Genomic DNA, 15,414 nt, shown 5'->3' with positions numbered 1-15,414 from the left:
AAACCCGCCGACGCCGCCTCGACCTGGGCCGCCGGACCCACCACGAACAGGTCCGCACCGCGGCCGCGCAGCCGGTCGAGCACGGGCTGGAGCGCCGCGGCCGTCACGGCCAGTCCCGCCGCCAGTGTGCGTCGCTGCCGCCACACGGCACGCCTGAGCCGCTGCGCTCCGCCGCGGACCCGCAACGGGGGGAACGGCGGTACACCCAGAGGCTCCGGTGCGGGAGAAGGGAGAGGGGTCGAAGGAAGAAGGGACATGCCGCGCACCGCCTGTCATGGGGAGTGGCCCGGGCCCTGTGCCCGTGACCGACCGCTCCTCACGATCCACGTTCCGTCGCCGTGCCGCTGAGGGCTGTGGACAGACCGCCACATGTGGACAACTCGCTCACCGGCACGGGTGACAAGCGGCCCTGCGGCATCCGTCGTGCGGCATCCGTCCTACGGCTGCGTCCTGCGGCATCCGTCCTACGGCTGCGTCCTGCGGCATCCGTCCTACGGCAGCTGCATGCCCGGATCGATACCCGCCAGCGCACGGCCGCACGAGCAGTCGCGGTCCTCGTTCGCCGGCAGCCCGGCCACCGCGTCGAACAGCACACCCCGCAGCCGGTCCACGTTGGCCGCGAACACCTTGAGCACCTCTTCGTGCGAGACGCCCTCGCCGGCTTCCGCTCCCGCGTCCAGGTCCGTGACCAGCGTGATCGACGTGTAGCAGAGCTCCAGCTCACGGGCGAGGACGGCCTCTGGATGGCCGGTCATGCCGACCACCGACCAGCCCATCGCCGCGTGCCACCGGGACTCGGCGCGTGTCGAGAACCGGGGCCCTTCGACGACCACGAGCGTCCCGCCGTCGACCGGTTCCCACTCGCGCCCCCGGGCCGCCGCGAGCACGGTCCTGCGCCCCCGGGGGCAGTACGGATCGGCCGGCGACACATGTACGACGTTGGGCACCGTCCGGTCCGGCAGCGGCAGGCCGTCGAAGTACGTCTGCGCGCGCGCCTTGGTGCGGTCGACGAACTGGTCGGGTACGAGCAGCGTGCCGGGCCCGTACTCCGGCCGCAGGCCCCCGACCGCGCACGGCGCCAGCACCTGCCGGGCGCCGACGGACCGCAGGGCCCACAGGTTGGCGCGGTAGTTGATGCGGTGCGGCGGCAGATGGTGGCCGCGCCCGTGCCGCGGCAGGAAGGCGACCCGACGGCCCGCGATGTCCCCGAGGAACAGCGAGTCGCTCGGCGGGCCGTACGGGGTCTCGACCTGGAGTTCGGTGACGTCCTCCAGGAAGGAGTAGAGACCCGAGCCGCCGATCACGCCGATCTCCGCCGGTCGGGCCGCTTCGCTTGCGTTCGAGTTGGTCGCCATGGCGATCACAGTAGCCGCAGCCGGAGATGCCGAGGACCCCGCCGACGGTGGTGCTGCGGCGGGGTCCTTGAGGCGTTGAGGATCAGGCAGCGGAGCCGGAAGCGCTCGATGCGCTCGACGACGTCGAGGAGGACGACGACGAGGTGGAAGCGGAGGCCGAAGAGGTCGCCGCCTTCGAGTCCGACGACGACTTCGTGTTCGTCGTCGAGGACGTCGACGCGGGTGAGCTGCTCGACGACGAGCCACGGCTGTCGTTGCGGTAGAAGCCGGAGCCCTTGAAGACGATGCCGACCGCGGAGAACACCTTCTTCAGGCGTCCGTCGCAGCTGGGGCATACGGTCAGGGCGTCATCGGTGAACTTCTGCACCGCCTCGAGGCCCTCGCCGCATTCGGTGCACTGGTACTGGTAGGTCGGCACTGTCTTCCTCCTGGCACTCTCACTCGATGAGTGCTAACGACGTTCAATACTGACGTATTCCGCCGGATCAGTCCACCGTCACAGGCACTCGGTGACCGATCCCACGCGCGGCGACCCGTCCAGGGGCGCTCGGCGACAGCCGCGAACGCAGAGCCACGAGGGTGACCAGGGCGAGCGCGGTGCCCACCAGCGGCACGGCGAATCCGGCGCTCGCGCCGTAGCCGTCGGCCAGCCGTCCGGCCACCGTCACGGCCGCCGCCTGGCCCAGCGCCACCGCGCCGGTCAGCCAGGTGAAGGCCTCGGTACGCGCTGATGCGGGCACCAACGACTCCACGAGCGTGTAGCCGGTGATCAGGGCGGGCGCGATGAACAGGCCGACGACCAGGCCGAGCGCGCCGAGCAGCACGACGGAGTGGGCCGTCCACAGCAGGGACGCGGCGAGGGTGAGGCCCGCGTAGCCGAGCAGCAGCCGGCGGCGCGGTCCGCTCTTCCAGGCGATGGCCCCGACCGCGACGCCCGCGAGCATATTGCCGGCGGCGAAGAGCCCGTACAGCAGGCCGTTCATGCCGGGCTGCCCGATCTCCTCGGTGAAGGCCGTCAGCGAGACCTGCATACCGCCGAAGACCGCGCCGATGCCGAGGAAGGCCACCGCCAGGACCCGCACGCCCGGCACGGGCAGCGCGGAGGTGCGCTTGGCTTCCGCGTCGGCGAGGATCCGGCCGTGGGCGGGCTGGGTGCGGTGCTGGGCGGCGAAGAGCAGTCCGCCGACCAGGGTCAGTGCGGACTCCGCGACCAGGCCCGCGGCCGGGTGGACCCCGGTGCACAGGGCAGTGGCCAGGACCGGACCGACGACAAACGTGAACTCGTCCGTCACGGACTCGAAGGCCGCGGCGGTCGACATCAGGGGCGAGCCCTGCAGCCGCGCCGCCCAGCGGGCCCGCACCATCGGGCCGACCTGCGGCACGGAGGCACCAGTCGGCACGGCCGCCGCGAACAGCGCCCACAACGGCGCGCCGGCGAGTGCCAGAGCGGTGAGCGCGGCGCCCGAGGCCGTGTGCACGAGAACGCCGGGGATCAGCACCGCGCGCTGTCCGAAGCGGTCGGCGAGCTTGCCGCTCTGCGGCGCGAACAGAGCCATCGACACGCCGGTCACGGCGGCGACGGCGCCTGCGCTGCCGTACGAGCCGGTGGTGTGCTGGACGAGCAGGACGATGCCGATGGTGAGCATCGCGAAGGGCTGCCGGGCGGCGAACCCGGGAAGCAGGAATGTCCAAGCGCCAGGGGTGCGGAGCAGCTGCCCGTAACCAGGTCGCTTGCCGGAGGTGACCGTGGACACCACGGTCCTTGCCTTTCTGCCGCCTGGTAGCGCTCCCCTGGGTGTACGGGAGCCGCCGAGAGCTGTCCTCTTGCGCTGAACTGCGGTAGATACCGGGGTCCACTGCGGGGGACTCCGCGGCCGCCATACGGTCGCGCCAGCTCTGCGTCAGGCAGAGTTGGTCGATCAGTGTGCCTTCATGGTACAGGCAACTTCGCCGCCCGCTCCTGGGAAAAGGGTGGAGGTGCGCCGCTCGTTCCTGGGATCACAGGGATCGACGACGCGTGGTGCCTCCGGTGCCCAGCCAGCCCGCGAGCTTTCCGCCCTGGGCGACCGCCCGCAGCCGCTGTTCCGCCGCATCCCGCACGGGGTCGGTCGCCACCACGAGAAGCTCGTCCCCGTGGCGCAGCGCCGTCGCGGGCAGCGGCACGAAACTCTTGCCGTCCCGTACGACGAGGGTGACCGCGGAACCAGGCGGAAGCCGCAGCTCCGCAACCTCCACGCCGTGCATCCGCGATCCCTCGGGGATCGCGACCGAGAGCAGGTGCCCTCGGAGCCGCTCCAGCGGCGCGGACTCGATGCCGAGGTCTGCCGCCTCCGTGGGGCCGCCGAGCCGCAGCCGTTTCGCCAGCCAGGGCAGCGTCGGCCCCTGGACCAGGGTGTAGACGACGACCAGGACGAAGACGATGTTGAAGATCCGGTCGTTGCCCTCGATGCCGGAGACCATGGGGATCGTCGCGAAAATGATGGGTACCGCGCCGCGCAGGCCCGCCCACGACATCAGAACCTGCTCCTGCCACGGGATCCGGAAGGGGAGCAGGCTGATGAACACCCCGACCGGCCTCGCCACCACGGTCAGCATCAGGCCGACCACCACGGCGGCCCAGAAGTCGCGGAGCAGTTCGTGGGGCGACACGAGCAGGCCGAGCAGGACGAACATGCCGATCTGGGCGAGCCAGCCGAGACCCTCGGCGAACCCGCGGTTGGCCGGTGCGTGCGGCAGCTTGGAGTTCCCGAGGACCATCGAGGCGAGGTAGACGGCGAGGAAGCCGCTGCCGTGCGCCATGGCGCCGGCGGCGTACGCCACGACCGCGATCGCCATGACCGCGATCGGGTAGAGGCCGGAGGCGGGCAGCGCGACCCGCCGCAGGCCGAAGGCGCCGAGCCAGCCGGTCGCCAGTCCGACGGCCGCGCCGATCGCCAGTTCCAGCGCGATGTCGCCGACCAGCACGTACCACGAGTCCATCGGCCCGGTCGACGAGAACGCCACGACCAGGATCACCACGGGGGCGTCGTTGAAGCCGGACTCCGCCTCCAGTGCTCCCGTCACCCGGGACGGCAGGGGCACCTTGCGCAGCACGGAGAAGACCGCCGCGGCGTCCGTCGAGGAGACCACCGCGCCGACGATCAGGGCGGGCTGCCACTCGAGCCCCACCAGATAGTGGGCGGCGGCAGCCGTGACACCGACGCTCACCGCGACGCCGACCGTTGCCAGCGCGGCTGCCGCCGGCAACGCGGGTTTGACCTCTTTCCACTTCGTGCTCAGTCCACCTTCGGCCAGGATCACCACGAGCGCGGCGTAGCCGATCACCTGCGTCAGTCCGGCGTTGTCCCACTTGACGTCGAGCAGGCCGTCCTGACCCATCGCGACCCCGATGCCGAGATACAGCAGCAGGCTGGGCAGCCCGCTGCGCGAGGAGATGCGCACGGCCGCCACGGCGACGAGCAGAACGAGCGCGCAGACGAGCAGGAGTTCGTTGAGCTGGTGGACAGTCAGTGGCCGATCCTTCCCCTCGCGCCCGGCAGCCGGTTCCTCGTACCGGCGGGCGACACTTCGTTACCTTACCTAATCTTTAACGCTTCCTTGACGGTCTGATGATCTGTTTGTCTGTGGGCGGATGGTGCCTTGTGGATACCGCGTCAGGGCCGGTCGGGAGCTGCGCCTAGAGTTGCCTCTGCATTCCCAGGACCACCCTGCCCCTCGAAGGACAGCGATGCCCGCCAACACAACCGCCTCTTCCCCCAAGAAGAAGAAGGGGCGACGCGCCCGCCTGCTCGTGCTCGTCCTGGTGCTGGCGCTCGTCGCGGGCGTCGGCTTCGGGGCGTACTGGAGCATCAGTACGGTGCGTGCCTCCTTCCCGCAGACCACCGGGTCGATCCAACTCGCAGGGCTGAGCGGCCGGGTCGAGGTCAAACGCGACGACCACGGCATCCCGCAGATCTACGCGGACAGCGACGAGGACCTGTTCCGTGCCCAGGGCTTCGTCCAGGCGCAGGACCGCTTCTGGGAGATGGACGTCCGCCGGCACATGACGTCCGGCCGGCTCTCCGAGATGTTCGGCGCGGGGCAGGTCGAGACGGACGCGTTCCTCCGCACACTCGGCTGGCGCCGGGTTGCCCAGCAGGAGTACGACACCAAGCTCTCGCCCGAGACGAAGAAGTTTTTGAAGGCGTACGCGGACGGCGTCAACGCCTACCTCAAGGGCCGCTCCGCCGAGGAGATCTCGGTCGAGTACGCGGCGCTGTCCTTCACCGTCGACTACAAGCCCGAGCCGTGGACGCCGGTCGACTCGGTGGCCTGGCTCAAGGCGATGGCCTGGGACCTGCGCGGGAACATCGAGGACGAGATCGACCGCTCCCTGCTCACGAGCAGGCTGAGCGAGAAGCAGATCAAGGACCTCTACCCGTCCTATCCCTTCGACCGCAACAAGCCGATCGTGCAGGAGGGCGGCATCAGCCAGGTCACCGACAAGTTCGACCCGGCCGCCAAGCCCTCCGACCTCGACGACGGCTCAACCGGCAGCGGTAGTGGCGCGGGCACCGGCGACGGCTCGAACACGGGCACGGGCACCGGCGCCGGCACCGGCACCGGCGACAGCGGGGCCGGCGCGGCCTCCGGGCTGAACTCGCAGCTGTCTGCGCTCTCCGAGACCGTCGACGCGATCCCGGCGCTCCTGGGCCCCAGCGGGAACGGCATCGGTTCCAACTCCTGGGTCGTCGCCGGGGAGAACACGACCACCGGCAAGCCCCTGCTGGCGAACGACCCGCACCTCGCCCCCCAGCTGCCCTCGCTCTGGTACCAGATGGGCCTGCACTGCCGTAAGGCCTCCCCGGCCTGCCAGTACGACGTCGCGGGATACACCTTCTCCGGCATGCCGGGCGTGATAATCGGCCACAACCAGGACATCGCCTGGGGCTTCACCAACCTCGGCGCCGACGTCACCGACCTGTACCTCGAAAAGCTGACCGGCGACAGCTACCTCGTCGGCGACGAGGAAAAGAAGCTGACCACCCGCGACGAGGTGATCAAGGTCGCGGGCGGCGCCAGCAAGACGATCAGGGTCCGCTCCACCGAACACGGCCCCCTGGTCTCCGACCGCAGCGAAGAGCTGGAGAAGGTCGGCGAGAAGGCCCCCGTCTCCAACGCGGCACCCGACCGCGGCGCCGGCTACGGAGTCGCCCTGCAGTGGACCGCCCTCCAGCCCGGCAACACCATGGACGCCGTCTTCGAGCTCAACCGGGCCAAGGACTTCCAGAGCTTCCGCAAGGCCTCGCGGAAGTTCGAGGTGCCCTCCCAGAACCTCATCTACGCCGACACCAAGGGCAACATCGGCTACCAGGCCCCTGGCAAGATCCCGGTCCGTGCCGAGGGGGACGGCTCGACGCCCGCGCCCGGCTGGGACCCCAAGTACAAGTGGAAGGGTTATGTCCCCTTCGACCAGCTGCCGTACGAGTACAACCCGGAACGCGGCTACATCGTCACCGCCAACCAGGCCGTCATCGACGCCGAGAAGTACCCGTATCTGATCACCAAGGACTACGGGTACGGCGCCCGCAGCCAGCGGATCAACGACCTCGTCGAGTCGAAGATCCAGGGCGGCGGCAAGATCTCGACCGAAGACATGCGCACCATGCAGATGGACAACAGCAGCGAGATCGCCAAGCTGCTCACGCCCTACCTGCTGAAGATCGACGTTTCCGACCCGTACGTGCGCGAGGCGCAGAGGCTGCTCGAAGGCTGGGACTACACGCAGGAGCCCGACTCCGGCGCTGCCGCGTACTTCAACGCCGTGTGGCGCAACGTCCTCAAGCTGGCGTTCGGCAACAAGCTCCCCAAGGAGCTGCGCGTCGAGGGCGAGTGCCTCAGCGTCCGGCCGGCCGACAGCACAGGCCCGGACGACGACCTCGAGGAGCGGGTGCGCGAGTGCGGCCAGCGGGACGGCGAATCGGCGCAGCCGGACGGCGGCGACCGCTGGTTCGAGGTGGTCCGCCGGCTTCTGAAGGACGAGGGCAACGCCTGGTGGCAGGCGCCCAAGACCCGTACGGAGAAGGCGACCGACACCCGTGACGAGCTCCTGGGCCGCGCCATGGACGACGCCCGCTGGGAGCTGACCGCGGAGCTCGGCAAGGACGTCTCCAGCTGGAGCTGGGGCCGCCTGCACCAGCTCACGCTGAAGAACCAGACGCTGGGCACCGAGGGACCGGGCTTCCTGCAGTTCATGCTCAACCGCGGCCCGTGGAACGTCGGCGGCGGCGAAGCCGCGGTCAACGCGACCGGGTGGAACGCGGCGGGCGGCTACGAGGTCGTGTGGGTTCCGTCGATGCGGATGGTCGTCAACGTCGGCGAGTGGGACGAGTCGCGGTGGATCAACCTCACCGGAGCGTCGGGCCACGCCTACAACGCGCACTACACCGACCAGACCGACAAGTGGGCGAACGGCGAGCTGCTGGACTGGGCCTACAGCCCGGCCGCGGTGTCGGCGAAGGCCGTCGACACCCTCACGCTCGTGCCCGCGGGAGAGTCGGCTCCGTAAAGCGCCTGACGCCGTCGGGCGTCACGACTGCGTGCACGGGGTGGTCGTGCGGTTCCGCGGGGACCCGCGCGACCACCTCGTTCGCATAGAGAAGCACCACCAGGGCGGGGTCCGCCCCGGCCGCCACGAGACGGGCCAGTACCCGGTCGTACGAGCCGCCGCCGCGGCCGAGCCGCATGCCGCCGGCGTCCACCGCGAGCCCGGGCAGCAGCACGGCGTCCGCCGTGACGACGGCGTCCGGGCCGAACCGCTCGCCGTCGGGCTCGAGCAGGCCGCGCCCGGCCCGCTCGAGGTGGTCCGGCCCCCGGTAGAGCCCCCAGTCCAGATCGTTGTCGGTCAGCAGCACCGGAAGCAGGACGCGCACGCCCCGGGCGCGCAGCGCGTCGAGCAGCGCGCGCGTGCCGGGCTCACTCCCGACGGAGACGTAGGCCGCGACGGTGCCGGCGCCGGACAGCTCCGGAAGCTCCAGGGCGTGGCGCGCGAGAACCGCGGCGGTGTCCTGGACGTCTTGGGAGGACAGAAGCCGCCGAGTGCCGAGGAGTTCGGCGCGAAGCTCACTTTTTTCCGACATGTCGCCTCTCATCGCCCGCCTGTAAACCTCTCGTACACGTCGTTATGCGGATGAAGTTAACCGGAGCATCATCTTCCGCCCATACTCAACGGATAGGGTGCTGCGCATGACTCAGTCGCACTCCAGGATCAGCAAGGCTGTCATCCCTGCCGCAGGCCTCGGTACCCGGTTCCTGCCTGCCACGAAAGCCACTCCCAAAGAGATGCTGCCTGTGGTCGACAAGCCCGCCATCCAGTACGTCGTCGAAGAGGCGGTCTCGGCCGGCCTCTCCGACGTGCTCATGATCACGGGCCGCAACAAGCGCCCGCTCGAGGACCACTTCGACCGCAACTACGAGCTGGAGGAGGCGCTCTCCCGCAAGGGTGACGCCGGACGGCTCGCCAAGGTCCAGGAGTCCAGCGACCTCGCCACCATGCACTATGTGCGCCAGGGCGACCCGCGGGGCCTCGGTCACGCCGTGCTGTGCGCGGCGCCGCACGTCGGTGACCAGCCTTTCGCGGTCCTCCTCGGTGACGACCTGATCGACCCCCGCGACCCCCTGCTCGCGCGCATGGTCGAGATCCAGGAGCGCGAGGGCGGCAGCGTGATCGCGCTGATGGAGGTCGACCCGGCACAGATCCACCTCTACGGCTGCGCCGCCGTGAAGCCCACCGGCGAGAGCGACGTCGTCAAGATCACCGACCTGGTGGAGAAGCCCGACCCGGCAGACGCGCCCAGCAACCTGGCGATCATCGGCCGCTACGTCCTGGACCCGGCGGTCTTCGGGATACTGCGGGAGACGGAGCCGGGCCGCGGCGGCGAGATCCAGCTCACCGACGCCCTCCAGAAGCTCGCGGAGAACGAGCGGGTCGGCGGCCCGGTGCACGGCGTGGTCTTCAAGGGCCGCCGCTATGACACCGGCGACCGCGGTGACTATCTGCGTGCCATTGTCCGACTCGCATGCGAACGTGAAGACCTGGGCCCGGAGTTCCGGGGCTGGCTTCGCACTTTCGTGACCGAGGAGATGCAGGACAAGTGAGCAGTGCGACCTGGTCGGTGGACGACCACCTGAAGGACATCCTCGCCGCGATCCGGCCGCTCGACCCCATCGAGATGCAGCTGCCCGACGCGCAGGGCTGTGTCCTCGTGGAGGACGTCACCGTCCCGGTCGCGCTGCCGCCGTTCGACAACAGCTCCATGGACGGTTACGCGGTCCGGGTCGCCGATGTCGCGGGCGCCACGGAGAAGTCCCCCGCCGTCCTCACCGTCATCGGCGACGTCGCCGCCGGCAGCGAGGGACTGCCCACCGTCGGACCCGGCCAGGCCGCGCGCATCATGACCGGAGCCCCGCTGCCGCCCGGCGCCGAGGCCGTGGTCCCCGTCGAGTGGACCGACGGCGGCAGCGGCGAGGGAGCGGCGCAGACGATGCGCCCCGCCGGCGAGGCGCCGGAGGGCGCGAGCGGCGAGGTCCGCGTCCACCGGCCGGTCGCGGAGCGCGCCCATGTGCGCGCCCGCGGCAGCGATGTGCAGTCGGGCGACCTGGCGTTGGCCGCGGGCACCGTCCTCGGGCCGCCGCAGATCGGTCTGCTCGCCGCGATCGGCCGCGGCACGGTCCGGGTCCGCCCCCGCCCGCGCGTGGTCGTCCTGTCCACCGGCAGCGAACTGGTCCAGCCGGGCGAGGAGTTGACCGAGGGAAGGATCTACGACTCCAACAGCTTCGCGCTCGCCGCCGCCGCACGGGACGCCGGTGCGCTGGCCTACCGGGTCGGCGCCGTCACCGACGACGCACAGACCCTGCGCGCCACCATCGAGGACCAGCTCATCCGCGCCGATCTGCTGGTGACCACGGGCGGCGTGAGCGTCGGCGCGTACGACGTGGTCAAGGAGGCGCTCTCGTCGGTCGGCGACGAGGACGAGCCGGGCAGCGGGATCGACTTCCGCAAGCTCGCCATGCAGCCCGGCAAGCCCCAGGGCTTCGGTTCCATCGGCCCGGAGCGCACGCCGCTGCTGGCCCTGCCCGGCAACCCGGTCTCGTCGTACGTCTCCTTCGAGCTCTTCGTCCGCCCGGCGATCCGGGCCCTGATGGGCCTGCCGGACGTGCACCGGCCCACGGCTCGCGCCGTCCTCAAGGCCGACGGGGCGCTGAGTTCGCCGGCCGGCAAGCGTCAGTTCCTCCGCGGCAAGTACGACGCGCAGTCCGGCAGCGTCACCCCCGTGGGTGGCTCCGGATCCCACCTCGTCGCGGCGCTCGCCCACGCCGACTGCTTGATCGTCGTCCCGGAGGCCGATACGTCGGTGGAGGCCGGGGCGGAGGTAGGAGTGGTCCTCCTGGGCTGACCGGCCCCCTGTGGCGGTAGCGTGTCTGACCACACAGGCCCTGACGGGACCGGACCGGGAGCACAGGCGCACATGAGCACGCACGGCAGGCTGACGCACATCGACGAGGCGGGGGCGGCCCGCATGGTCGACGTATCCGGGAAGGACGTCACCGCCCGCACCGCGCGCGCCACCGGCCGCGTCCTGGTCTCGCCGCACGTCGTGGAGCTGCTCCGCGGCGAGGGCGTCCCCAAGGGCGACGCGCTGGCGACGGCGCGGATCGCGGGGATCATGGGCGCGAAGCGGACGCCCGACCTCATCCCGCTCTGTCATCCCCTCGCCGTCTCCGGCGTGAAGCTCGACCTGGCCGTCGCCGACGACGCGGTCGAGATCGCGGCCACGGTCAGGACGACCGACCGCACGGGCGTCGAGATGGAAGCCCTGACGGCGGTCTCGGTCGCCGCCCTCACCGTCGTGGACATGGTGAAGGCCGTCGACAAGGCGGCGGTCATCACCGACATTCGCGTCGAGGAGAAGACCGGCGGCAAGTCCGGCGACTGGACCCGCGAGGGACGCGAGGGAGCAGAAGGAGCGCAGGCATGACCGCCGCCCACGCCACGGCCCCGTACCGAGCGCTCGTGATCACGGCCTCCAACCGAGCCTCGGCGGGCGTGTACGAGGACAAGGGCGGCCCGATCGTCGCCGAGAAGCTCACCGCACTCGGCTTCGCCGTCGACGGCCCGCGGGTCGTCCCCGACGGCGACCCGGTCGGTGAGGCGCTGCGCGGGGGTGTCGCCGAGCGGTACGACGTGATCGTCACCACCGGCGGCACCGGTGTCTCGCCGACGGACCGCACCCCCGACGTCACCCGCGCCCTGCTGGACCACGAGGTCCCCGGCATCCCCGAGGCGATCCGTGCGTACGGGCGCGAGAAGGTCCCCACCGCCGTGCTGTCGCGAGGCGTCGCGGGAGTCGCCGGCCGGACCCTGATCGTCAACCTTCCGGGCTCCACCGGAGGCGTACGGGACGGCCTCGCCGTGCTGGAGCAGATCCTTCGCCACGCCGTCGACCAGCTGCGCGGCGGCGACCATCCCAGACCGTCATGAGCGCCATCTGGCCGGTCGTTCTGATGGACGGTGATGTCACCCTCCGCCCGATAAAACTGCGCGATCAGCGGAACTGGCGCGAGGTCAACCGGCGCAACCGCGACTGGCTGCGCCCCTGGGAGGCGACGATCCCGCCGCCCGCGCCCGGGGGGCCGGTCATCCAGCGCCCGACCTACCGGCAGATGGTCCGCCACCTGCGCTCGGAGGCGAACGCGGGCCGGATGCTGCCGTTCGTGATCGAGTACCAGGGCAGGCTCGTCGGCCAGCTCACCGTGGCCGGGATCACCTGGGGCTCTATGTGCTCGGGCCATGTCGGCTACTGGGTCGACCGGAGTGTCGCGGGCCGCGGCGTCATGCCGACCGCTGTCGCCCTCGCCGTGGACCATTGCTTCCGCGCCGTCGGACTGCACCGGATCGAGGTCTGCATTCGGCCCGAGAACGGGCCCAGCCGCAGGGTCGTCGAGAAACTCGGATTCCGGGAAGAGGGGATGCGACCACGCTATCTCCACATCGACGGTGCTTGGCGCGACCATCTCGTCTTTGCGCTGACCGCCGAGGAGGTGCCGGAGGGACTGCTCCGCCGCTGGCACCAGGCACGACCCGGAACGGCCAGAGAAATAAAATAAGTGTTCGAAATTGATCGCCGTGGGCCTGAAGCGGTCTGAACAATCACAAAAAAAGTCCGTGATATCAGCCAGATCGTGCGACACACCGGGCCAATTGGCGGATGCCCTTGTGCAAATCCCTCTACGGTGTGTTGCGTGAGCAGCAGCGGCCTCATCTACGCAGTCATCGTCGGGGCCTGGGCCGCCTACTTGGTGCCGATGTGGCTCCGCAGGCAGGACGAGCTGAACGAAGCCCGTCCGACGGAACGCTTCTCCACCGCCATCCGGCTCCTGTCCGGACGAGCGGCCATGGAGCGCCGGTACGCCAAGGAGCTGCGGGAACGCACCGTCGAGCAGCCCGAGCACGACGTGGACCCGGATGCCGACACGGATCGTTTGAGTTCCGTGGACGTCCGGGCCTTCGCCGCGCCCCGCACCGAAATCCGGCAGGACGCGCCCGAAGGCGCCGAGGCGAAGGACCGGCCCGCCGGCCGGATCCCCGCCCGGCGCCCCGCGCCGCGTCAGCGGCCCGACCGGGCCGCCGCGGAGCGCGCCCGGCGCAGCAGGGTCCTCGCCCGTCGCAGACGGACGACCACGATCCTCTTCCTCGCCTTCACCCTCGGCGCGATCGCCGCGGCGGTCGGCGGGCTCGGCTTCCTGTGGGCACCGGCCGTCCCGGCGGTGCTTCTCAGCGCCTACATCGTCCAGATGCGCGCCCAGGAGCGGCGGCGCTTCGCCTTCACGATGGACCGGCGGCGCGCGGAAGCCGCGGCGCAACGGCTGCGCGAGAACCGTCCTCGCCGCCACCAGGCGGCGGCCGAGCCCGCCGCAGAGCAGCCTGCGCACGCCGAGCCCGAGCTCGAGCCGAAGCTCTCCCCGCAGGAGGCGGGCCGCCGGGCGCTGGTCGAGCAGACCGATCACGCGGAGTGGGTGGACCAGCAGCGTCAGCGCGGTCCGGCGACCGGCGACAGCTGGGAGCCGGTCCCGGTCCCGCTGCCGACGTACGTCACCGCGCCGGTGGCGCCGCGCGCCTCGAGCGGCGTGGACGTGAGCGACCCGGAGACCTGGAGCGCCGCCCGTTCCTCGACGGCCGAGCCGGTTCCGCCGCAGCGCGAGACCCCCGGCCCGCCTGCCGACGCGCCTTCGGGTCGCCGCACGCCCCAGCAGCGCCGCACCCGCGACCGCGGCCGCACACCGCTCTTCGACCAGTACGCGGACGAGGACCGGCCGCGCGCCGCCAACGAGTGACGCCGCCCGCCGGGACGGCGCTGGTGACCAGCCGGGTGACCAGCGCCGGAACGGATTTCCAAGCACCCCGATCGGGATGCTAGAGTTTCACTCGTTGCAAGGGCCTGTGGCGCAGTCTGGTAGCGCACCTCGTTCGCATCGAGGGGGTCTGGGGTTCAAATCCCCACAGGTCCACCGCAGCTGAGAGCCCCAGTCGGATTCGTCCGACTGGGGCTCTCGCCATTGCTGGAGCCGTGCCTTTGGCGGAGCGGCCGAGCACGGCAACTGGATCCGAGACGGTGAGCGTTGCCGGTCGAGCCGCCTTTAGGGGCGCGACAGAGCCCGCCCCCTCCGCGGCGCCCCGCCTGCTGCCGTGGCCTTCGCCACGCAAGCCCTGCTTCTTCGTCATCGCCACGGGTGCGAAGGTGAGTTGACCGAAGCCACCGGCATCGGTGCGGGCCGGCCTGAGTCGGGTATGCCGTCGCCGAGCCCGGCCCGGCGCCCACACCTTTTGGAGGCGTGGACTGCGGGGTGCCGCGCCGCAGGCAGGGGCAGGCCGGCTCGGGCAGCAGCCCGGGCTGCTGTGACCACTCGGTGAGGTGCCGGAGGAGAGGAGGGCCCGAAAGGGGGCCCTCCTGCTCGTTCGCCGGAACGGCGGCGCCCTCACCGCATCAGGAGACCTGGGCCTTGTCGTAGACCGCCTTCGCCTCGTTGCCGAAGTACGGGCCGAACATGCGGTTCGGCAGGAACGTGTAGCCGAAGCTGTTCACCGATGTCTGCAGGCCCGTGCCGGTGGCCTCGTCGAAGGACTCGAACCAGGGGCCGCCGCTGGAGCCGCCGGTCATGTTGCAGCCGAGGCTGTGGTCCTTGGAGAAGAGGAAGTCCTTCGAGCTGTTTCCGCTGCAGTGGATCAGTTTGCTGCCGTCGTACGGGGCGGCCGCCGGGAAGCCGAAGGCGTACATCGGCTTGTTGTAGCCGCCGTTGAACTTCAGACCCTGTGCCCCGACCGTCTCGGCGAGGGTCCGGCCGTTCAGTGGGGCTACGACGGCGGCGCCGACGTCGTAGTTGATGTCCTCGCTCGCGGCCCACTGGTCGGTGGCGAGGATCTTCGTCGCGCTCCACTGGCCGTAGGGGGCCTGGCCGTTGTCGTAGCCGGGGACGAAAACCCAGTTGGTGTGCCAGGAGCCCTGGTACTTCACGCAGTGGCCGGCGGTGATGACCGTGCTGCCGTTCTGGCTGGTGACCGAGTTGCCGGAGCAGGAGGCGGTACGGCCCTGGAAGGTGAAGAAGACCCGGCCGGACGTCTTCACCACCGAGCCGCCGCCCGTCCACGGACCGCCGGCCTGGGGGAAGGAGGTGGGCCCCACGACGGTCTCCTCGCCGCCCGGTACGGGTGCCTTGAGGGAGCCGGGGGCGCGGCGGACGAGGTCGAGCGGCGTGGCGTCGCGCATGCGCTCGGCGGTCCAGAAGCCCTTGGCCGCCGCTTTCGGTGCGAAGGACGCGGGGGCGGGTGAGTGGGAGGGGGCGGCGTCCGCCGCGGTGGCGGACAGTGCCCCGGCGAGCAGGGCGCCGACGGCGGTGAGGACCGAGGCGGCGAAGCGGTGGCGTCTCACGCATGTCTCCTTCTGCCGTGCCCGCCCGTGAGATGACCCGGGCGGGTTGGGGGGACAGGACTGTGCGGATCGACGTGCGTGAGGCAGAGTGCCAC

The 15,414-nt window shown here is 70.9% G+C and carries 13 protein-coding genes and 1 tRNA gene; 8 read left to right on the top strand and 6 right to left on the bottom strand.

What is annotated here, in order from left to right; translation table 11 throughout:
- Positions 1–491 precede the first annotated feature (491 nt).
- The 4 genes from ABZ070_RS19905 to ABZ070_RS19890 all read right to left on the bottom strand — a co-directional run bounded on the left by ABZ070_RS19905 (position 492) and on the right by ABZ070_RS19890 (position 4,865).
- Positions 492–1,355, bottom strand: coding sequence for an S-methyl-5'-thioadenosine phosphorylase (locus ABZ070_RS19905; RefSeq protein ID WP_356635582.1), 864 nt, complete (start codon positions 1,353–1,355; stop codon positions 492–494).
- An 82-nt stretch (positions 1,356–1,437) separates the two neighbouring features.
- Positions 1,438–1,773, bottom strand: coding sequence for an FmdB family zinc ribbon protein (locus ABZ070_RS19900; protein WP_356635580.1), 336 nt, complete (start codon positions 1,771–1,773; stop codon positions 1,438–1,440).
- Between the two features lie 67 nt (positions 1,774–1,840).
- The gene (locus ABZ070_RS19895; RefSeq protein WP_356635578.1) at positions 1,841–3,112 is read right to left on the bottom strand and encodes an MFS transporter; all 1,272 of its coding nucleotides are present in this window, start codon (positions 3,110–3,112) and stop codon (positions 1,841–1,843) included.
- Positions 3,113–3,353: 241 nt separating this feature from the next.
- A complete protein-coding gene (locus ABZ070_RS19890; RefSeq protein ID WP_356635586.1) occupies positions 3,354–4,865 on the bottom strand; it encodes a potassium/proton antiporter in 1,512 nt (503 codons plus the stop codon).
- A 217-nt stretch (positions 4,866–5,082) separates the two neighbouring features.
- Between ABZ070_RS19890 and ABZ070_RS19885 the strand changes: the two genes are divergently transcribed.
- A complete protein-coding gene (locus ABZ070_RS19885) occupies positions 5,083–7,902 on the top strand; it encodes a penicillin acylase family protein (protein ID WP_356635576.1) in 2,820 nt (939 codons plus the stop codon).
- Here ABZ070_RS19885 and ABZ070_RS19880 read toward each other — a convergent pair.
- The gene (locus ABZ070_RS19880; RefSeq protein WP_356635574.1) at positions 7,868–8,485 is read right to left on the bottom strand and encodes a 5-formyltetrahydrofolate cyclo-ligase; all 618 of its coding nucleotides are present in this window, start codon (positions 8,483–8,485) and stop codon (positions 7,868–7,870) included. The genes ABZ070_RS19885 and ABZ070_RS19880 overlap by 35 nt on opposite strands.
- Positions 8,486–8,579: 94 nt before the next feature.
- On the opposite strand from ABZ070_RS19880, the gene galU reads away from it, so the two are divergent.
- The 7 genes from galU to ABZ070_RS19845 all read left to right on the top strand — a co-directional run bounded on the left by galU (position 8,580) and on the right by ABZ070_RS19845 (position 13,901).
- Positions 8,580–9,491 carry a UTP--glucose-1-phosphate uridylyltransferase GalU gene (gene galU / locus ABZ070_RS19875; RefSeq protein ID WP_356635572.1) on the top strand — a complete coding sequence of 304 codons (912 nt, stop codon included), beginning with the start codon at positions 8,580–8,582 and terminating at the stop codon, positions 9,489–9,491.
- Positions 9,488–10,789: a gephyrin-like molybdotransferase Glp gene (glp, locus tag ABZ070_RS19870; RefSeq protein ID WP_356635570.1), complete on the top strand. Its 1,302-nt coding sequence runs from the start codon at positions 9,488–9,490 to the stop codon at positions 10,787–10,789. Before galU ends, glp begins: the two co-directional genes overlap by 4 nt.
- 72 nt (positions 10,790–10,861) lie before the next feature.
- Positions 10,862–11,371, top strand: a complete 510-nt coding sequence (gene moaC / locus ABZ070_RS19865) for a cyclic pyranopterin monophosphate synthase MoaC (protein WP_356635568.1) — start codon at positions 10,862–10,864, stop codon at positions 11,369–11,371.
- Positions 11,368–11,874 carry a MogA/MoaB family molybdenum cofactor biosynthesis protein gene (locus ABZ070_RS19860; RefSeq protein ID WP_356635566.1) on the top strand — a complete coding sequence of 169 codons (507 nt, stop codon included), beginning with the start codon at positions 11,368–11,370 and terminating at the stop codon, positions 11,872–11,874. Before moaC ends, ABZ070_RS19860 begins: the two co-directional genes overlap by 4 nt.
- Positions 11,871–12,500, top strand: coding sequence for a GNAT family protein (locus ABZ070_RS19855; RefSeq protein WP_356635564.1), 630 nt, complete (start codon positions 11,871–11,873; stop codon positions 12,498–12,500). The genes ABZ070_RS19860 and ABZ070_RS19855 overlap by 4 nt, the downstream gene beginning before the upstream one ends.
- Before the next feature lie 135 nt (positions 12,501–12,635).
- The gene (gene glpR, locus ABZ070_RS19850) at positions 12,636–13,727 is read left to right on the top strand and encodes a gephyrin-like molybdotransferase receptor GlpR (RefSeq protein WP_356635563.1); all 1,092 of its coding nucleotides are present in this window, start codon (positions 12,636–12,638) and stop codon (positions 13,725–13,727) included.
- A 100-nt stretch (positions 13,728–13,827) separates the two neighbouring features.
- Positions 13,828–13,901, top strand: a tRNA-Ala gene (locus ABZ070_RS19845).
- A gap of 476 nt (positions 13,902–14,377) precedes the next feature.
- Here ABZ070_RS19845 and ABZ070_RS19840 read toward each other — a convergent pair.
- Positions 14,378–15,319, bottom strand: coding sequence for a peptidase (locus ABZ070_RS19840; RefSeq protein ID WP_356635561.1), 942 nt, complete (start codon positions 15,317–15,319; stop codon positions 14,378–14,380).
- Positions 15,320–15,414 lie beyond the last annotated feature (95 nt).

It is taken from the genome of Streptomyces sp. NPDC006283, assembly GCF_040613325.1.
Classification (GTDB): domain Bacteria; phylum Actinomycetota; class Actinomycetes; order Streptomycetales; family Streptomycetaceae; genus Streptomyces.
The sequence above is the reverse complement of the archived record's forward strand: the minus strand, read 5'-3'. Positions and strand labels throughout refer to the sequence as shown.